Source organism: Mycolicibacter acidiphilus (assembly GCF_018455725.1).
GTDB lineage: Bacteria > Actinomycetota > Actinomycetes > Mycobacteriales > Mycobacteriaceae > Mycobacterium > Mycobacterium acidiphilum.
The window spans coordinates 1-19,287 of the sequence record NZ_JAHCLR010000066.1; the positions used below are offsets into that span (position 1 = coordinate 1).

Annotated in this window: 14 protein-coding genes and 1 pseudogene; 10 read left to right on the plus strand and 5 right to left on the minus strand. The window is 64.8% G+C overall.

The window, feature by feature from the left end:
• Nucleotides 1-29: 29 nt before the first annotated feature.
• A pseudogene (locus KIH27_RS20245) lies at nucleotides 30-4,793 on the minus strand (DEAD/DEAH box helicase); the annotation flags it as partial.
• Nucleotides 4,794-4,978: 185 nt separating this feature from the next.
• Here KIH27_RS20245 and KIH27_RS20250 point away from each other — a divergent pair.
• Nucleotides 4,979-6,349, plus strand: a complete 1,371-nt coding sequence (locus tag KIH27_RS20250) for a type IV secretory system conjugative DNA transfer family protein (RefSeq protein WP_250150467.1) — start codon at nucleotides 4,979-4,981, stop codon at nucleotides 6,347-6,349.
• 52 nt (nucleotides 6,350-6,401) lie between these two features.
• Here KIH27_RS20250 and KIH27_RS20255 read toward each other — a convergent pair whose 3' ends face one another.
• The 3 genes from KIH27_RS20255 to KIH27_RS20265 form a co-directional block, all read right to left on the minus strand.
• Complete coding sequence (locus KIH27_RS20255) at nucleotides 6,402-7,118, minus strand: chymotrypsin family serine protease (RefSeq protein ID WP_250150466.1); 717 nt, start codon at nucleotides 7,116-7,118, stop codon at nucleotides 6,402-6,404.
• A gap of 11 nt (nucleotides 7,119-7,129) precedes the next feature.
• Nucleotides 7,130-7,867, minus strand: coding sequence for a hypothetical protein (locus KIH27_RS20260; RefSeq protein WP_214094770.1), 738 nt, complete (start codon nucleotides 7,865-7,867; stop codon nucleotides 7,130-7,132).
• Nucleotides 7,868-8,336: 469 nt separating this feature from the next.
• Nucleotides 8,337-8,696: a hypothetical protein gene (locus tag KIH27_RS20265; RefSeq protein WP_214094771.1), complete on the minus strand. Its 360-nt coding sequence runs from the start codon at nucleotides 8,694-8,696 to the stop codon at nucleotides 8,337-8,339.
• Between KIH27_RS20265 and KIH27_RS20270 the strand changes: the two genes are divergently transcribed.
• The 9 genes from KIH27_RS20270 (at nucleotide 8,691) to KIH27_RS20310 (ending at nucleotide 18,627) form a co-directional block, all read left to right on the plus strand.
• On the plus strand, nucleotides 8,691-9,473 hold the full coding sequence (locus KIH27_RS20270) for a hypothetical protein (protein ID WP_214094772.1): 783 nt from the start codon (nucleotides 8,691-8,693) through the stop codon (nucleotides 9,471-9,473). The genes KIH27_RS20265 and KIH27_RS20270 overlap by 6 nt on opposite strands.
• Before the next feature lie 182 nt (nucleotides 9,474-9,655).
• Complete coding sequence (locus KIH27_RS20275) at nucleotides 9,656-10,411, plus strand: conjugal transfer protein (protein WP_307856959.1); 756 nt, start codon at nucleotides 9,656-9,658, stop codon at nucleotides 10,409-10,411.
• Nucleotides 10,412-10,443: 32 nt separating this feature from the next.
• The gene (locus KIH27_RS20280; protein WP_214094774.1) at nucleotides 10,444-10,851 is read left to right on the plus strand and encodes a hypothetical protein; all 408 of its coding nucleotides are present in this window, start codon (nucleotides 10,444-10,446) and stop codon (nucleotides 10,849-10,851) included.
• 39 nt (nucleotides 10,852-10,890) lie between these two features.
• Entirely contained in the window at nucleotides 10,891-11,166 is a 276-nt protein-coding gene (locus tag KIH27_RS20285) for a hypothetical protein (protein ID WP_214094775.1), read from the plus strand.
• 15 nt (nucleotides 11,167-11,181) lie between these two features.
• Entirely contained in the window at nucleotides 11,182-14,043 is a 2,862-nt protein-coding gene (locus KIH27_RS20290) for an ATP-binding protein (protein ID WP_214094776.1), read from the plus strand.
• 35 nt (nucleotides 14,044-14,078) lie between these two features.
• Nucleotides 14,079-16,205: a hypothetical protein gene (locus KIH27_RS20295; protein ID WP_214094777.1), complete on the plus strand. Its 2,127-nt coding sequence runs from the start codon at nucleotides 14,079-14,081 to the stop codon at nucleotides 16,203-16,205.
• A 180-nt stretch (nucleotides 16,206-16,385) separates the two neighbouring features.
• Complete coding sequence (locus KIH27_RS20300) at nucleotides 16,386-16,847, plus strand: hypothetical protein (protein WP_214094778.1); 462 nt, start codon at nucleotides 16,386-16,388, stop codon at nucleotides 16,845-16,847.
• Between the two features lie 41 nt (nucleotides 16,848-16,888).
• Nucleotides 16,889-17,683: an ASCH domain-containing protein gene (locus KIH27_RS20305; RefSeq protein WP_214094779.1), complete on the plus strand. Its 795-nt coding sequence runs from the start codon at nucleotides 16,889-16,891 to the stop codon at nucleotides 17,681-17,683.
• 68 nt (nucleotides 17,684-17,751) lie between these two features.
• Nucleotides 17,752-18,627 carry a DUF2637 domain-containing protein gene (locus tag KIH27_RS20310; protein ID WP_214094780.1) on the plus strand — a complete coding sequence of 292 codons (876 nt, stop codon included), beginning with the start codon at nucleotides 17,752-17,754 and terminating at the stop codon, nucleotides 18,625-18,627.
• A gap of 16 nt (nucleotides 18,628-18,643) precedes the next feature.
• On the opposite strand, the gene KIH27_RS20315 is transcribed toward KIH27_RS20310, so the two are convergent.
• Nucleotides 18,644-19,287, minus strand: a 644-nt coding sequence (locus tag KIH27_RS20315) for a hypothetical protein (protein WP_214094781.1), incomplete at its 5' end; no start/stop codon positions are given.

Genomic DNA, 19,287 nt, shown 5'->3' on the forward strand with positions numbered 1-19,287 from the left:
GTTTGTACCTGGTGACACGATCCTTACCGACACCCCTCGTTGGGGTCCTTGACGATGCCCGATGCCGGGTCGGTCTTGACCTGGTAGCGGTCGATGATCCAAGCGAGTGCCGACCGGGAGCCGAGCATGTAGCGTTCGGCCTCCTCGGGTATGCCAGCGACGGTCACCGCGCCGTTGTAGACGATGGCGGTGTGGTCAGTTTTGCTGCGCCACTTCATCTTCTGCACCCGCCAGGTCTCGCGGTCAGTGGCGTTGGCGCCCGGCTTGAGTTGAACGTCCAGCGGGTAGGGGTCCACGGTCTCGTAGTTGACGTGCAGATCGGCCAGCCGACGACCGACGTTGGCCAGTTGCTCGAACCGGTCCCGGGTCTCCGGGGTGGGGATGTGCGGCAGCATCTTCTTCAGATCGGCGGCGTAGGCGCTGCGGTAGGCCGGGTCGTGCAGCAGCCCGTAGACGTAGAAGAAGATGTCGTCCTTGGTAACCTGGCCGCCGATGGCCTCGCGGTAGAGCTTGAGGATGGCGTCGGTGATGTTGTCCACCCGCCTGTAACCGTACTCGTCGACCTCACCGCCATCGCCCGCCCTGAAATCCATTCCGCCGTCATCAGATTCGGCCGCCTCGTAGGTCCAGCGAGGGAAGAACTGTGCAGTGTCCAGTGTGTGCAGGTTGGGTAGTAGGTCCGTGATGAACGGTGTGAACTCGAAGTGCGACGCCGGACCGGTGAGCACGACCCCGAGGTTCGTGTGGTGCGGCGTTGGGAACATCGACGGGAGCTGATACTGCCGTTCGTTCATCGATTTGTTGAAGTACACGTACTCCTTGGTGAAGGGACGGTACAGGCCGACTGTGATGGAGTCGGGGTCGTAGGCATGGTGCGTACCTGCGGAGAAGTCCGCCCTGAGCGTTCCCCCCCAGCTCACTTTTGTCGGGTCAACGTCAATGAACCGGTCTGCTTCGGCCTTACGGTCTGCGAAGCGGTGCACCGAGCAATGTGCGACGAAAGCGTCAACCTGCGTGTTGTAGAAGTCGATTGACTGCCTGACGTTTGATTCGACTGCAACACGTGCGAATCCATAGACCCAGGCGTCTCGATTGGATTTCAGGCCACCCGAATGAAGACGGAACACGGTGAGCTGGTCGGTATCGGGTCTCTTTTCTCCGATGGCCGGCCAGGTGCTGAAGGTGTCGTCGCGCTGGTCGGTCCAGTCCCCCTGTGCATTCGGCGCGATGTGTTCCCAACTGAGGACGTCGAGTTGAGACTCGCCGATGATCCGTAGCTTGTCCTCACGGCTGAGGTAGTCGCCGATGTCGCGGTAGAACACCTGGCACGGCCCGGTGCGGGTGGGGTCTTTGATGCCGATGAAGATGGCGACGGTGTTGCGGCTACCGGAGCCGAATACCTTGCCGCCCTCCCGGCGAGATTCTTCACCGGAAGTGCGCTGATTTCCCCGCAGGTTGTAGACGTAGATCGCTGTGTAGTCGTCGGCCAGGGAGAGTCGCATCCCGTCGGCGGTGTTGCTGCTAACCCAGCCGCCGTTGGAGACGAACCCGACGATGCCGGTGTCGCCGATGCGGTCGGTGGCCCAGCGGAAGGCGCGGATGTAGGAGTCGTAGAGGCTGTTCTTGTTGGTCGCGGTTGAACGTTTGGCGTAGGTGGTTTCGATCCGCTCGTCGAGGGTCGGGTATTTGACGTTGGCGTTGAGGTCGTTGGCGCTGGTCTGCCCAACGGAGTACGGGGGATTTCCTGCGATCACCTTCAGGGGCGTCGCGAGCTGCCTTTCGATGCGGGCGTTGTTGTGGGGGAACATGATTGAGTCCATGGAGTCGCCGGCCTCCGAGATTTGGAAGGTGTCGGCTAGGACGATGCCGGGGAACGGCTCGTAGGCGTCAGCGCCGGCGGTTTTGCCGGCCAGGGCGTGGTAGGTGGTTTCGATGTTGACCGCGGCGATGTAGTAGGCCAGCAGCGTGATCTCGTTGGCGTGCAACTCGGCTGTGTATTTGCGGGTGAGGTCATCAGCGCGGATGAGCCCGGATTGCAGGAGCCGGGTGATGAAGGTGCCGGTGCCGGTGAACCCATCGAGGATGTGCACACCCTCATCGGTGAGGCCGCGCCCGAAGCACTTGCGGGAGACGGTGTCTACGGCACGGAGGATGAAGTCGACGATCTCGGTGGGGGTGTAGACGATGCCCAGGGCATCGGCTTGCTTCTTGAAGCCGACGCGGAAGAACTTCTCGTAGAGCTCGGCGATGACCTGCTGCTTACCCTCGGCGCTGCTCACTTCCGATGCGCGGCGGCGTACCGAGGCGTAGAAGCCCTCCAGTCCGGCGGTTTCGGCTTCCAGGCCGGCATCCCCGAGGTTGTCGACCATCGTCTGCATCGTCTGGGATACCGGGTTGTGGGTGGCGAAGTCATGCCCGGCGAAGAGGGCGTCGAACACCGGTTTGGTGATCAGGTGCTGGGCGAGCATGCTGACGGCGTCGGCGCGGGTGATGGAGTTGTTGAGGTTGTCGCGTAGGCCGGTGAGGAATGCCTCGAACCCTGCGGTGGCGGCAGGGGTGTTGTCGAGTAGTGCGGTGATGCGGGTGACCAGGCGGGCGGCGATGTCGGCAACATCGGAAGCCCATTGTTCCCAGTAGGTGCGGGTGCCGACCTTGTCGACGATGCGGGCGTAGATCGCCTCCTGCCACGCCGACACCGAGAACAGCACCAACTGCTGGCGGGTGGCCTCATCACTGCCGGCGGTCGCGGCGGCACCGTCGGGGCTGTCGGTGATGGGGCCGATGTGGTCGCTCATCAGGGTGCTGCCGTGACCGGTTGTGGTGTCCGGCTTGCCGTTCAACGCGATGGAGTTGACCATGGCGTCGAAGCGCTCATCGTGGGAGCGCAGGGCGTTGAGCACCTGCCAGACGACCTTGAACCGCTGGTTATCACCGAGGGCTTGCGCGGGTGCGACGCCTTCGGGGACCGCGACGGGCAGGATGACGTACCCGTAGTCCTTGACCTCGGCTTTGCGCATCACCCGCCCGACGGATTGCACGACGTCGACGACGGAGTTGCGGGGGTTGAGGAACAGCACCGCATCCAAAGCGGGCACGTCTACCCCTTCGGACAGACACCGGGCGTTGGACAGGATGCGGCATTCGTCCTCGGCGACAACACCTTTGAGCCAGGACAGTTGATGGTTGCGGGCCAGGGCGTTGAACGTCCCATCAACGTGGCGCACTGAGCAGGTGAGCCCCCGGTTGGTGTCATCGACAGGTTGGCCGTCGGTGGCGTGCTCGTCGAGCATCTGCTGATATGCCTCGACGACGCGGGGGAACATCTCGGCGAGCTGCTGGGAGGTCTTGATGTCTTTCGCGAACGCGACTGCGCGGCGCATCGGTGCCTCACCGGGTGCGAACCCGCCACCGCCACCGGTGCCGACGCGTTTGGCCAGCCCGTTCCAGCAGCCGACGATCTTGGAGGCATCATCGAGCGGTAGTTCGCCGGCGAACCCGGCCAGTTCGCGTTGCAGCCGGGAGGCGATCACCGACTCGTCAATGGTCAAGACGAGCACTTTGTAGTCGGTGAGCAGGCCGCGTTCGACGGCTTCCCCGAAGCTCAGCCGGTGAAACTCCGGGCCGAAGACGTGCTCGTTGTCCATCGACACCAACTCAGCCGAATGGGCGTCGGCTTTGTCTTTGACGGTGTCGGCGAAGATCCGCGGGGTCGCCGTCATGTACAGCCGGCGGGCCGCGTGCACGTAGTCAGGGTTGTGGATGCGCACGAAGTTCGACTCGTCCTCACCGGCCAGGGTGACCCCGGTGGTGCGGTGCGCTTCGTCGCAGATCACCAGGTCGAAAGCGTCGACCCCAGCCTGCTGGGCGGCCGCGACGGCGGGTAGGGATTGGTAGGTGGAGAACACCACTGTCAGCCCGGCCGCCCGTTTGCGGTGTGCCATCTCAGCGGCCAGGCGGGTCGGGTCGGTGGTGACCGGGATCGGCACGTCGTGGACGTTGAAATCCTCTACCGTGCGGGAGACTTTGGTGTCGGAGCAGACGGCGAAGGCGCGCAGGTCCAGTTCGGTTTGGGCGGTCCATTCCCGCAGGGTCTGGCTCAGCAGGGAGATCGAGGGGACCAGGAACAGGATTCGGGCGACACCGCCGTTGTCGGCGGCGACCCGCTCAGCCAGGCGCAGTGCGGTGAACGTCTTGCCCGTGCCGCACGCCATGATCAACTTGCCCCGGTCATTGCCGGTCGCGAAGCCGTGCAGCACCGCGTCGATGGCCTGCTGCTGGTGCGGGCGTGGCCCGTAGCGCTTCGCCGGGGTCAGGGTGGCGTCGAGCTGGCCGGTGGGAGTCCAGGCGATGTCCCAGTCGATGCGGGATTCGGCGATCACGTCCAACCCGATCCGGCTCACCGGTTTGGAACGGCCCTCCAGGGAGTCCTCGGCGTTGGGACCCCACTTGTCGGTGGTGGAGATGATGATGCCCTTGGTGAACGGCTCCTTGCCGAGCTCGTTGAGAAACGAATCGATCTCCCCCTTGGGCAGGGTGTTCTCGGGTTCGTAGAACTTGCACTGAATCCCGGTGAACTCCCCGGTATCACGCTCGCGGGCCACCAGGTCGATGCCCTGATCGGTGCGCCCGTTACGGCCGTCCCAGTCGATCCACCGGCATACCTGGTCGTACTGCTGGGCCAGCATCGGGTCCAACTCGAAGTAGCGGACCATCAACTTCTCGAACTCCGTACCGCGTTCGGAGTTCGACGGCGCCTGCCGCAGCGCCTCGATCACCTGGTGAATCGACCCCATGCTCCGCCTGCCGCCGCGCCGATGTAACCCACCCACTATGTCCCACCATGTGAATCGCCGGTAACGGCACCCCGAAACGTTCAAATGTTAAACTGCCTCATTCTGTCTCATTAACTAGAGGAGTACGCATGGCTGGGATTGGTGAAGCACCGTACGTCAAGCCTGCCACCCCCTACAGCGGTTTCATGCGTCGGCGGTTGCGCAACGGCGCCCAGCAGCTGTACGTGCCCAACAGCGCCGCGCACCTGCTGGTGTCAGCCCCTACCGAGACCGGTAAGACCCGGCGCATCTTGGCGCCGGCGGCGGTGCTGTGGGGTGGGCCGGCCGTGGTGGTGTCGAGCAAGGACGACCTGATGCAGCACGTGATGGAACGCCGGTATGGACCGCGGGCGTTGATCGACCTGCGTCCCGTTGCATCCCCGGTGTACCCAGACGGTGTGCACAGTTTCAGCTACGACCCGACGGTCACGATCACCACGGCTCGTGAAGCGCTCACGGTGGCGGAGACGATTCTACAGATGTCAACGGTGGGTTTGGGCAGCGGAGTCGACCAGGTCTCCGACAGCGGGATCTGGGAATCGCAGGCAGCCGGACCGTTGTCGGCGTTCCTGTACGCGGCCTCGACGGCGGCTGCACAGAAGGCATACGGCCCGCGAGCGAGCGGCCTCGGAATGGGCTGGGTATTGCAGGCCGTGGACAACATCAACCCTGACGACGACATGAACCCAGGTTGGATGCAGGCCGCTGATCGGTGCGAGGAATACCCGGTACTGGCGACGATGCTACACCGGATTTTGGATATGGATGCGCGGCAGCGAGACTCGGTGGCGATCACGATGCGTAAGGCGATCATGCCGTGGCTGCGCACCGCACTCGACGATAGGTCTGCCAATCCGACGTTCGACTTGTCGTTCCTCGATGACCCACAAGCGACGTTGTTTGTGCTGGCGCCGGCCGACGGCACAGTCGCCGGGGCGGCTGTCACGTTGCTGGATTCCCTGGTGCGCCGGTGGCGGGAGAAGACAGCGGGACGTGAGCAGATGCACCGACTGCTGATGATTGTCGACGAGTTGCCCAACACCGCCCCCCTGCCCACGTTGCGGCGCATCGTCGGGGAGGGCCGCGGGCTGGGTATCAACCTGGTGGCCGCGGTGCAGGCATCGGCGCAGACGGTGACCGTCTACGGCCGCGACTACGCCGAGGAGTTGCGACAGACCTTCCCAGCGACGCTGGTGATGTACGGCGCCCATGAACAGGACCTGTTGACCGCCGCGGAGAACTGGTCACCGTTGACGAACCGTCGCACCCAGAGCTTCGGGCAGAACAGTGGCGAAAAGCAGCTGTCGTCGGAGCTGGGGGCGACAATCCGTTGGCAGGAGCTCCTACCCGCTGATGTCAACCACGCAAGACTGGTGATTCGTGGGACGCCGGGGGTTTCCGTCGAGATACCAGATTGGTCGATCGTCAAAGCTCTCTACGATCAGGCAGCGCGCAGTCTGATCGCCCAATCCAGCGGCCGCGGGGCGATGGCGGCCAACAAACCCGCCGCGGTTTAACCGAAAATTGCTTTCAGTCGGGGCGCAGCCAAAGCTGCGTACAAACACGGTGCTATTGAGTCCAAACGTGGAATCCATCTCCGTAGCGAGCAACTGTTCTAATCATCTTTAATACATCACTGATGGGCTGCGCTTGACTCCCTGCGCCGCCTCCTTCACGCTCTTGATTACCACTTGAAGCAATTCCGACTAGTGTGGGGCCGCTGGTGTACCACGGTGATCCCGAATCCCCGGGAAGTTGAACCATGTCGCTAGACATCAATGCCAGATCAGGGCGGTCACTGTTGTCTTGTATCCTGGTGATATGCCCGTGAGTCATACCTGTACGACCGCCGAATTTACTAACCGAGTCGTCAACACTGATTGATCCGGATCGAGCAAAAAACGGTTCAATCGAAAACCGTCCGTATATGAAGATGATCGTGTAGCCGCGCGATCCCGTCAGATTGCCATTGCTGTCCTTAACGTCACGCTGCAAGGATACGACCTCGCCAAGTTGCACATGGCTGTCGTTGTATACAGGTTCGTTCAACCTGTGCGCGCAGTGGCCGGATGTCACAGCCAACCGATCTTTGTGGGCATCGAACCCGAAGAACCCAAGAGAGCAGCTGTGGCCTTCGAATTGAAGCCTCATGCCCACCGTCATGTTGGCCGCCTTAGCAGCGGGCATCGGCGCGAATGCGATACACAGCGCCGTGGTCATCGTGACGATCGCCAGTCGTCGCATCGCAGCCTCCAGCCAGCATCGCATTTTCAGTGCCCCAGCCATGACCACGGTGGTCAGATTCCCAGTGTGGGTTGAGGTCCCGGTGATAAGAGGAACTCTTTGAGATCGATTGCGACGGTGGTGGTGGTCCACAGGGTGCCGAGTGTGCACACCAGCAGGCCGGCGACGACCAGACGGACGGGTTGGCCTGGGGTGTGGGCCACGGGGGGCAGGTCGGGAAATGGTGCTGGTGGGTCAGCGGTGGCGAAGATCGATCGGAATGTTAGGTCGTCGGCTTGCAGCATGGAGACGTCGAGGTCGACGGCTGGCGGCGGTGGGGTGAGTGGCCACCAGTCGGTTGAGCCGTCGATGGCTAGCCAGCCGTTGAGGATTCCGTAGCACCCGGCGGTGAGCAGGGTTGCGGGCAGTTGCGCCATGATCCACGGTGCGATCAAGGTGGCGGTCACGGTGGTGCTGTGGTCGCCGAGGATGTAGGCGGCGGTGGTGATTGTGCCGATCGCGGCGGCCGACCAGAGCAGGGCAGGTATCGGGTAGGAGCGCAGCCGGTCGGGGATGAGTGCCTCTATGCGGTGGTAGAGCAGTTTTCCTGCTGGCCAGCCGATCGGTGCGGCGATCGCCACGATGGTGGCGGCACCGGCTTCTAGGACGCCTTCGACGGTGTTGATCTTGGCGTACCGGGCCAGCAGCGGGCGGGATGGTGCGTCGTCGTGTTGGTCGGGGCGAGCACCGGCGGCCTCGCGGTGTCGGTGGCGGATGCGACGGTTGAGCAGTTCAGCTCGCCGGTTCTGCATAGTGAAGATGCCTGCGTGTCGCGCGATCCACTCGCGGCGCAGGTCATCGTACCGATCAGGTGTCATGATGTTTTTTTGCCTTTTCTTGTGTTATTACTTCGGATGATACACACTATGGGTGTTGTGGTTGAGGACTCTTGACGCGAGGAGTGGTGATGTTCCTGCTAGCCCTGCTGGCGATGCCGGCACTGTTGGTTCTGCTGGTCATCGCGGCCCTTGTGGCCGGGTTGTGCGCAATCACGGCCCGGGCGCGCCGGTCGCGTCACAGTCCGTACGCACATCACTACATGCCTGCCGAGCCCAGTTGGGGTGTTGACGCCGGCGGTCGCACTTGGGTGCAACTGGCCGGTACCCCGTTCATGCCGGGACCCACTGTTGTGTGGACTCCGCAAAAGCAGTCGCCGGCACCGGTGGCGCAGCTGCCGCACCAGCGGCGACAGCTCAGTCACCGCGGTGAGGCGGGCACTCGTCATTGCACGCCGGGGCAGCGATGACCGCCGCTGAACTGACCGCCGACAACGCTGACTTCCTCAACGCGCTGAACAGCGACGAGGATGATTACGCGCCGCTGGCCGATGACGGGTTGGTGCGCGAGGTCAATTTCGGCGGCCGGCCCGTCGAGCCTTTCGAGTCCGGCGTGAATGTCGTCGATGCCGACGGTGATCCTGATGCGCAGGTTGCCGATGTGGGCAGCTGGGGGCGGCAGACCGGCGACGGTGATGTCGGCGCCGACTACCCGTGCGAACCTGTCGATTTGGTCGCTGGGCTGCTCGATCCGGTTGATCCGCTTGCGTCCGGTAGCGGTTTCGTGACGGATCTGGGTTTGCAACAGCCAGCGGTCAAAGAACGCTATAACCGCAAGGTTGCGATCGCTTTCACCGGTGGCGCAGCGGCGTTGGTGGTGGCGGCGGTTCTAGGGGCGATGGTGTTCTATTCCGGCGAACCGAAGCCGCCGGCGCGGGCCGTGTCGGTGGTCGATCCGGTAGCTTCGCCGGTCAGTGCATCACCGACGGTCGCGCCGCCGTCGCCCAGCAATGATCGTCCGTTGCCCTATACCGCCGATGCCGCCGGGTCATGTCTGCCGGAGGCCGGTTCCACAGCGGCGCAGACCATGTCCGGTGAGGACCCTTACGCGGCGTTCGTGTGTGCTCGCGGTGGCGCCGACGGCCAGGTCATCAACATTGATTTGGGCAAGACCTATGCCGTCACGGCGATTTCGCTGACCCCGGGATGGATCGGCCCAGACCGCAGTGGCACCAAGCAGTGGGGTCAGCATCGGGTGGTGACCACGGTGCAGTACCTGTTCAACGACACCAACGCGACCCTGGTCACCCAGGAGACCAAGAACGTCCACGGCGAGGCGGTGCAACCGATCCGCCCGCCCGCGCTGGCTTCGCGGGTGCAGATGCTGATCCGCCAGACTTCACGTCCTCCGATCGAACCGGAGTCCGCGCCGACGTCGAGTCCCGGGCCACTGGGTGTGCTCAGCCCGCCTCCGGCGTTCGGCGGGTTCGGCGACGGCAACCGCAACACCGATCCGGTGGATGCGACGTTCGCGATCAGCAGCTTGAAGATCATCGGCTACGACCCGCTGGAGCACCCGTGAAACTGAACCGAACCTGGACTGCACGCCTGGGCGGCATTGAAGGCTGGGGGCGGCGCCTGGGCCGCCCGATCGTGCTGGGCCTAGCGGCCTTGGCTGGTCTGAATCTGGTGTGGCAGTGGCTGTTCGGTGCACCGGTCGATGTGGCAGGTCCGTCACGTACGGCGGTCAACAAGGCAGCTGTGGTGAGCTCATTCGTTCAGGATTACGTCTCATCGTGGCTCACCGCGACCAACTCGGACACCACCACCCTTGCTCAGTTCGTGACGGTCAACCCCACCGAGATGCGTCTGCCGGCCACCCCGGCACTGGTCATCACCTCTCCGACGGTGGTGGCGGTGAGTTTCGCAGGAATGGGCGGCAAAAAGCATGACGCTGAGCTGTATTCGGTCGTGGTCGGGGTCAACGAGCGGCCTTACGAGTCGGCCAGCCCCCACAGGACACTGTATCGGGTTCCGGTGCTGTGGTCGAAGTACGGGCCACGTGCGATCAGTCTGCCCGCCCGCGTGGGCGGCCCTGGTCCCGGAGCAGAGCTGCCCCTGCCCTACACGGCAACGTTGGCGGCCTCCGATCCTGCATTCGCCGCGGTGCAGGGCTTTTTGACGGCGTATCTGACCAGTGCTGGTGGGGTGGAGCGGTTCACCAGCGCTGAGTCGATGCTGACCGGCCTGGGGGATGCCTACCAGACCGTGACGGTAACCGGGGTTCGTGCTGCCGGCGGCACCCCACCGGCCACCCCGACCGAGCACCAAACCGTGCGGGTCCTGGCCCGAGCCGATGCGGTCACCTCCCAGTACGCACCGATGCAGCTGACCTATCCGCTGACCCTGCGCGGGCTCGGCGGCCGCTGGGTCGTCGCCGGTATCGACCAGACCCCCGCGGTGTCGGTCGATGACGAGCTGACACCGGTGGTCAACCCGGCACACCCGGCCGGCTCATGAGCAACGACGACCGAACCGAAAGAAGAGACCCAATGACCACAGCACGCGACGACCGGTTCGCCGGCGATCTGACCGCCGCGATCGCCAGCGCCTACGACGCTTCCCTGGTGGCCGATATGGTCTGCGCCCGGCTGGCTCGCAACCAGGAGTTCACAATGTGGGCGACGATCGCTCGGGATTCCTTGGCCGGCTTGCTGTACGCGGCCTCCCCGGTGGGGCACGGCGGCGGCATCGCGTGGGTGCAACGCGCCCTTTCCTCCACCGACACCGCCGCACTGTCGGACCGCATCGACGGTCTGTCGCAACGGATGACAGCTGGCCGACCGCATGGCTTGCGCATATCCGGGTTGGACTCACGCCAGCGTGACTCGATCGTCCGAACTTTGAAGGAGGCCGTGGCGCCCTACGGTCGCAACACCTCCGCAACACCAGCAGTGTAACCGAAAGCAGTTGGCACACAACCGAAAGGAAGTACGAAGATGATTGTCACAACACTGGCTACGGGGGACCTGCTGACGGCGATCCCATCACTGTGGGAGGACGCCAAGATGCCGTTGGCCGTGCTGACCCTCATGGTCGGTGCGGCCGCCGGGGCGTTCAGTCTGGTGAAGGGGTTCGGCGCGGCAGCGGGCAAGGTGATCGGCGGGGTGGCACTGGGTGCGATCATCCTGGGTGCGGTCGGGCTGATGAGCAGCACCAAGGACACCATCGATCGGCACGGCGGTGGGATCACCTCCGGGTCGTTCGGCCGGTAACACCACGGTCTGGCGATGAGTAAAACAGGACGCGGCCCCGCTCAGCATGGCACCGCACGGGTGTACGCCGATGTGCGGGATTTCCCCATCTATGTCTCCCATATCGACGAGAGCACCCGGTTGTGGTTTGCACCGTGGCGCATCTGGGACGGGGCCACGTTCCTGGCCGGTGCCGCGGCAACCTTGTGGGCGACCAAGTCTGGTTTGGAATCGGGTCATGCGGCGGCGATCTTCATTATCGGCGCGGGCCTGACCGGCGCGTTGACTGTGGCGGCCCGGCAGGTCCCGGTCACCAAACCCTCACCGCTGTATCGACTGTGGTGGCTGCTGTCGGGGTTGTTCACAACCCAGCATCGTGGCCGGACCGCTTCACAGGGGGATCGGTTCCTGGGTGCACCTGACGAGGTAATCGGCAATCTGGTGTTCACCGCCGGTGGGGTGTACGCGGAGTTCATTCTGGCCGGCCAGCCCGGCGGAATGATGCCCTTCGACATGAAAGACGAAGTGGCATCGGGTCATCGGCCACTGGTGCGACAGTTGCCGTCGGGGATGACCTTCTGGGGTGTCAGTGCAGTGGTGTCACCGCGTCGCATCGTCAGTCGGATGCTCGCCGGGCACGACGACCGCAATGCCTGGGTCAGCGAGGTCCGCGACTGGCAGGACTTCTTGGCGATCGAGCCGTTCTACGAACAGATTTTCGGGGTTCGCATCCCTGTGGATGCGGGCATGGCCGGGCGCAACGGCGCCGGGGGAGTCGCCAAAGCCGCAAACGTGATCGTCGGCCGAGACCCCGACGATCCGCAATCTCTGGCCGGGTATCAGGAGTTGGTGGACCAGCTCCTGACGAAGATCCCGGCCCGGTTTGCTCCAACACCGGCAACGCCACGCCAGATCCGCTGGCTGTATCTGCGGCACTGGACCAGGGGCGCCCAGGAGGTGCCGTTCCCGCACGACCCGGGCGGACCGGACCGGCTCAGCTCCGCTGATTTCACCTCCTACGTGCCCCATTTCGACGCCGGCGACCAGCAGTCCCGCCGGGTTCACCGTTCCTGGTGGCGACGTCGCGTTCCGGCACTGACTCCGGTGCTGCGGATCGGCGGGGCCGCGGCCGCAGCACCAGACAGCTACCAGACGATGCTGCCGGTATCGCAACTGCCACGCGCTGGGCTCGCCTATCCTCGGGCCGAGCTGCTGCTGGCACCTTACGACGTCGATGTCGACGCCGCTGTCGACTGGTTTCAGCACGTCACGTTGAACTCCGCCGAACGGGCGCTGACCCGAGTTGATCGAGCGCAACGCAACCTCAACGACCAATCCTGGCAGCGCGTGGGTCGCCGCGCCAGCCACACCGACCTACAGGAACGCTTCGACTCCGCCGAAGACTACAACGCCGAGTTGAGGTCCAGTGGCCTGGAACGCGAGGTCGAGGCCACCACGGTGCTGGCCGTGGGTGCACGTACGGCCAAGGCCGCGTTGACGGCCGCTCAACAGCTGCACACCCATTTCGCCGAGGAACTCGAAACGGTGGTCAAAGCACCGCACGGCGGTGCGCAACTGGCCCTGTGGCAGATCGGCCACACCGGTAGCGAAGAACGCGCACCACGCAGCCAGTTCTGCCAACCGACCACCACCAAGCACTGGGCACGCTTTGCCCCCCTGGTCAGCAGTGAACTAGGCAATGACACCGGAATCCTGTTCGCCCGCAACATGAATACTCGCCGACCTGCACCGGTGCTGCTGGACTTGGAGGGAACACCTGAGCGTCGCGGCGCCCCCGGCATGTTTTTCATCGGTGCCCCCGGAGGTGGGAAGTCACAAGGAGCTAAGCGCGTCGTCGATGGACTGGTCAAACGCGGCTCCCAGGTCTCGATCACCGACCCGGGCACCATGCGCGAATGGGAACCCGCCCTGGCTCACCACGGTGACGCAGTGGCCGTACTCGACCCGGCACGCGGCAAGGTGTCCATGGACGGGCTGCGGATCTTCCCTCGGGAGGTGGCTGTCGAACGTACCTTGGATCATCTGCTGCCGATGATGGGTGCTGAGCCCGACTCCGATGTGGCACGGCAGTTTAGGTTCCTGCTACGCCCCGATCAGCGGGTGGCCGAGAGCATGGGCGCGCTGATGCGCTACCTCGATGGGTTGCACGGCGCGCAGCGCCGCGAGTACGAGGCGCTGACGAACCGGTTGGACATGTGGGCGCGGGTTGACTTCCTGCGGGCGATGTTCGATGAGTCCCTGCCGGTGCCTCCGATTGCCGACAAGGATGTGGTGATCTGGTTGACCGCGGCGTTGGAGCTGCCCAACTCCACCCAGACCGACCAGCTGCACCAATACAAGAAGCAATCCGCCAGGGCGCGAGCCGGATTCGCGATCTATGGGCTGATCGCGGCGTTGACCCGCGAAACCTACACCGGTCCCAATCGTCGTCCGGGCGGCTTCGGTTGGTTCGTCGCAGAGGAAGCCCGCTCCTACTTCGCGTCCCCGGTGGGGCGCGAAGACACCCAGCGTATCGTCACCCAGGGCCGCAAGGAACGCTACGGGCTGATCGGGATCTCGCAGCACATCGAGCATTTCGAGGGAATCAGCACCCAGGACCTACCCAACCGGGTGGTCACGCCGTTCAAGCCATCCGAGCGGGACTACGCCCGGGAGGCTTACCGCAAGATCGGCATTGACCCTGATGAGTACCCCGAGGTGCTGGACTTGCGCACGGTGCGCGGGCACGGCTACGCCTATTTGCTCGACGAGTTCGGTCGGGCCGGTCTGGTCGACATGCTGGCTCCGGTGCAGCCCGATCTGGTGGCGGCGTTTGACACCCGCGACATCAGTGCACACGCCGGGACACACAACAGCATCAGCGGGGGCGGGCTGTGAAGGGTGTCGCGTTGTGGCAGGGTTGCCCAGCACGGGTGCGTCGGGCATGGCTGCTCGCGCAGACGTTGTGGACGATCGGACTGGTCGGGGTGCTGTGCGCACCGAACGCCACCGCTGAGGGGGTGGCCTCGGCCCTGTCGTGGAGCGGACTCAAAGACAGCCACGGGGTGCCGTTGGGCGCCTACTACATTTCGATGGTCAACGTCGGCGAGTCCATGCGCACCCAGGTCAGCGATGCCAGCCTGCTGGAGCCGGGCACATGGGTACCGGCTTTGGTGTCGGCCTCTACCGCTGGGATGAGCTACTCGGTCACCGCGGCACTGCTGGGGATGTGCTGCGGGTTCCTGGTGTTCATCGTCGCGGCATCGGTGTGGTTCATCAAGTTCGCACTGTCGGTGACGTGGCTGCAATGGTTGGCGCAGCTGGCCGCACCGATCCTGGTCAGCATTCAGCAGGCCGTCAGCTACCTGCATGTGACGGAAACAGCGTTGGTGATCTGCATGTCCGTTGGCGCGATGGTCGCGTTGACCAAAGGCGTCGGGCGCGGCATGGGCATGATGTTCAGCGGACTGCTGGTGGTGCTGTTGTCGGCATGGTTGCTCAACGATCCGGTCAATGAGCTCGCCGGCCCGAACGGGGTGCTGGGCATGGGCCGTTGGCTGGGCCTGTCGGTGTCGATGGGTGTGGTCAACAACGGGCCGATCGCCGGCGGCGACGTCACCAATGCCCAGGTCGACGCACTCGGAGCCTGGATGGTCGACACCCTGGCCCGCCAACCTGTGCAACTGGTCAATTTCGGCACCGTCATCGACACCGACGCCAACTGCGCGAGCGCCTGGGACGCCGCACTGCTGACCGGGTCATCAACCGTGGTTGAGACTCTGCCGCTTCCCGGTCACGCCACCACACCGGTTGAGGCGATGAAAGCGTGCGGCAACACCGCGGCCTATGCCTATGCCGCCCATCTCAGCGGGGAGGCGGTTGGTTTGTTCGGGCTGCTCAATTTCATTGTGGCGGTGGTGCTGGTGGCGATGTGCTACGTGGCGTTGGAGGTTGTGCGGATCGGGTTCAAGGCGTTCTGGCACACGTTCGTGCTGATCCCGGCGGCGGCCGTTGCTGTCGCGCCGGGTCCGCAACGCCAGTACGCCAAGAAGACGGGGTTGAAGTCGGTCGTGTTCGGCGTGGAGATGATGGCGGCCACCGCAGGCCTGGGTGTGATCGTGATTCTGATGGCGCGCACCGCCCGCGGCGACCTGGTCGCAGTCGACGCTCCGATCGGCAAGCTGATGGTGATGCTGCTTGTTGCACTGGGCGCCACGGGCGGGTTCCGCAAGTTGATGCACGGGTTCGGCGATGCCGGATTGCCGACGCCGTGGTCGGTCGCCCGGGGTGCGGCACGGTTCGCGTGGCGCAACCCTATGCAGATTGCCGCCGGCAAACGGATCTTCGACAAGCTGCGCAGCCGTCGAAATGGTGAGCGCGGTGGGGAAGCGGACGGTGTTGCCGACGACGGCAGTGGCGGTCTGGCCGCACCCGGCCGTCGCGCACATCCGCACCACGACGAGCGCGCAGCACAGTGCCCCCGCTGCCGGCAAAGCCGGTGCACCTGCCGCGACGATGGCGGGTCGGGCAACGCGCAGCGCAGCACCGGCAGTCCTGAGTCGGCGGCATCGTCGCAGCCCAAGGCCAGCAAGGGCGGGGCGGCCGCCACAGCGGCGAAGGCCGCACGCACGACAGCCAAGGTCGGTGAAGCGTTTGTGGCCCCGGAAAAAGCCGCCGCCGCCGCGGCGGGGCACGTTGCGAAGAAGACGGCTGGCCGGGTCAACGATGCGGTGACGCATCACGGTGATGCGGCCGGCCGGACCGGACACACTCCGACCAACTCCACCGGGCCGGGATTCATCGGACATACAGCGACGGCACCGGAGGCCGCGGCGGGACGAAGCGGGCATGTGCCCACGGGCGGTGATGCCAGCGCTACCACAGGCCGACCGGGAACCTCGCAGCATCCCCCGGCAGCCGGCGGTGACGCGACCGATGCCGCCGCACAGCGTCGCCGGTGGGAGCGGTTGGTGCCGCCCGGTGCACCGCAGGCACCGGTGTGGCCGAAGCTCTCCGATACACCGCCGCAACGGTTTCCGAAGTACCCAGGACAGGAGTAGCCGATGACCATCACAGACGAATCTGGGCGGGCCGTGTCGCCGGCGGTGGCACCGTCAAAGCTGAGTCGGGCGCATTGGTGTGCAACACGGCTTGTGGCGCACGGGTGGCAGTTGAAGGCGGTGACCCGGCGAGGGTTCACGTGCACCGACCCCGCGGGCAGGGCGCGTGCCGTGCACAGCGTGACCGTGCCCCAGCCAAGCTTGCAAGCGCATCTGCTGGGACTGTTGGCCGGCCTGCACGACGACGACGTGCACCATTTGACGGCCATGTTGCAGGTGCGGCACCCGGCGGGCCGGTGTTGGGCGGGGGACCGTCGTGCTTGGCCGATCCCAAGTGTTTCCGGTACCCAGCCGAGTGAGGCTGTGCGCCTGGCGTATTGGCTGACCAGCACGTTGACCGACGACTACGGCTGGCACGTCGTCATCGAGCCGGTCAACGCTGGGTTCACCGCAGCAATCCCGACTCACCGTCGCACCGTGCGATACGACCAGTGCGATCGCCGTCGCCTGCGCGGCACGACGGCCGGGGAACTACTGGACCAGCTGGCCGGTCTGAACAACGTGGAACTGCACACCCTAGCCACCCTGGTGGCCACGCACTGTGGGCGCCCACCGGTCGATGACACCGGGCAACGGCGATGAGCGTGATGAGCCTGCCGCAACGTCTCGCACGCTGGGCAGAAGTGGAATTCACTGATCTTGACCCCAAGGCGGTACGCCACCAGGTGGGGAAGATACCGTCGGGTGCGATCGCCGTTGACGCAGGCCGGTTCGCCAACCCTTTCGATGTCGCTGGTCTGGACCCGACCGCGCGGATGGGTGCGGTGGTGCAGTACGCCGTGCGGCTGGCCGGGCGGCGCGATGATCTGATTGCGGTGCACCGCGAGGCCGGTGGGCGTGACGTGTCGTGCACCTGCCCGCTCGGTGATCTGGGCTGCCACCGTGGTGTGCTGCTCGATACCGCCAACCCACCGCGGCGCCCGCGCAGCGACGGCGGTAGCGCAATGGCGATCACCGTGCGGCGCCCGTGGGCGTCAATGCTGCTGGTGCCACACGAACTGGGCGGCAAATCAGTCGAGAACTCGACGTTCAGCACCGACTACCGTGGCCCACTGATGATCTACGCCGGGTCCGAGGTCGACACGCACGGGCTGACATTGGCACAGCGGCATGGGCTCGACGCAGCGTGGCATGAGGGGCGACGCGGCTGGCTGGGTGCGGTGGTACTCACCGGTGTTCATCGCGCCCGCCGCCACTGCTGCACCCCCTGGGGGCAGGCACAGCGCCCCGGTGGCCCACCGATCTATCACTGGGTGCTGGCCCACCCGCACCGGTTGGCCGCACCGACATGGGCCACCGGCCCCACACGCGAAGAACGACGCGGATTCCCGGGCTTGCGGTCGATGTCATGGTCGGTGCTGATGCGCACCGCCGACGACCCTGCCCAGACCGGTTGCCTAACGGTCGCGACACGATGACAGGTGCGGCAGCACCATCCAAGCAAACAGGTGCGACAACCAGTGAAACATCGAGCTAGGAGGCGACAGTGACCGGACCGAAGCCGCGATCATTAGCGGCGACCAGGGGCGTGGCGGTAGCCATCACCTTCGGTGTGGGCGCTGCTAGTTTCGCGTTGTCGTTTGCCGCATTGCGTGACCTGGCAACCCGCGGGCATGTCCCGGCACAGCAGGCATGGCTGTGGCCGTTGATGGTCGACGGCACGATCATGCTCGCAACACTGGGCGTGGTGGTGATGGCCGGTGATCCGCGATGCGCCCGCGACCGCGGGTTCTTCTGGGGTGTGCTCGCCGGCGGGGCACTGGTCAGCATCGCCTGCAACGCACTACACGCAACCCTGCCACTGGATGAGCCGTTGAACGTGTGGTTGCGTGGCTTTCTGGCAGGAGTGGCGCCGACCGCTTTGGTAGTCAGCACGCATTGCCTACAGGTACTTACCAGACTCCACCGACACGGCACCGCAGCAACTCCCCACACAGTCCTCACCGCGGCACCGGCCACCACGGCTCACCAGCCCGCCCGCACGGGGCACGTGCCCGCTGAAAGGCCGGTTGATACCCCCTCAACCCCGGTGACGCCGAAACCGACCGCGGCGACCACACCTGAGCCCGCGAGCCCACCGCGCACCGCCACTGCACAGCCCTCGGTCCCCGCCGGGGCGGCACAGAGCACCGCGAACCCGGGGGTACCGCAACCGGCCACAGTCGATGGGGATTGGCACACCGCTGCTGAGCGGGTACTCCAGCAGGTGTCGCTACGCAACATCGGCACCGACGAGGTCGCAGACGTATTGCGGCTGAGCTACGCAGAAGCGGTGCCCAACAGGGAAATTGGGCGACGCCTCGGAATCAGCCACCATACAGTCGGCAAAGTGGTGAACGCGGTCGCCGGCGCGGTCGCGTAGGCGATCGACGCTCAGCTCACCAAGGCAGAGTTTCGGCGTCTGTGAACAGCTGACGACGCCAGCGGTCGCGATGCGAGAGGTCTGGGGCAGGGCAGTCCAGTGACCGTTGCATGGCAACGCCATAAGCCGCCACTGCAGCTACTACGTGGTTGCCGTTGGCACGAGCGCTGGCGACTTGGTGTTGATGGCGGCGCAGTTTGGCATCGCGGCCTGGTGAGAAATAGGCGACTGCGGTGTCAGTCTCATCGAAGCTGAGCGCACCGATTGCGCGCAGGTCCTCACGAAATTGCAGGTATTTCCGTAGATCCTGGAGTCTGTCGAGGCCATGCAGGACCAGCAGCCAGCCGTGCAGGTCCGCGATGCCGATCCGGGCGGGATCGGCATCACCGACGGTGTAGGTCAACATCCGGGGGTCACCGAGTGAGCTGCTGTAGGGGTGCAGCACCACACCAAGACCAAGACTCTTGTTCCGTCGAGCCTTGTGCTCGGTGCCGGCGCCGTCAGTCAACGGGCGACCGCCGTCCAGGGCACCAAGGCGTGCATGAAGCTGTTGGTAAACCTCACCGATCTGCTCTTCGAAATTGGACGCTGCCGCATCGATCCCTTCTGAGCTTTCCATGGCTTGGGCTGTGTCAAGTTCTGTAGACGTCAGAACGCTTG

What these genes read in the sequence shown, in the direction of transcription:
- KIH27_RS20285 (WP_214094775.1), top strand. Translation starts at nt 10,891, where the DNA reads ATGATTGTCACAACACTGGCTACGGGGGACCTGCTGACGGCGATCCCA.
- KIH27_RS20250 (WP_250150467.1), top strand. Translation starts at nt 4,979, where the DNA reads ATGCGTCGGCGGTTGCGCAACGGCGCCCAGCAGCTGTACGTGCCCAAC.
- KIH27_RS20280 (WP_214094774.1), top strand. Translation starts at nt 10,444, where the DNA reads ATGACCACAGCACGCGACGACCGGTTCGCCGGCGATCTGACCGCCGCG.
- KIH27_RS20290 (WP_214094776.1), top strand. Translation starts at nt 11,182, where the DNA reads ATGAGTAAAACAGGACGCGGCCCCGCTCAGCATGGCACCGCACGGGTG.
- KIH27_RS20260 (WP_214094770.1), bottom strand. Translation starts at nt 7,867, where the DNA reads ATGCAGAACCGGCGAGCTGAACTGCTCAACCGTCGCATCCGCCACCGA.
- KIH27_RS20255 (WP_250150466.1), bottom strand. Translation starts at nt 7,118, where the DNA reads ATGGCTGGGGCACTGAAAATGCGATGCTGGCTGGAGGCTGCGATGCGA.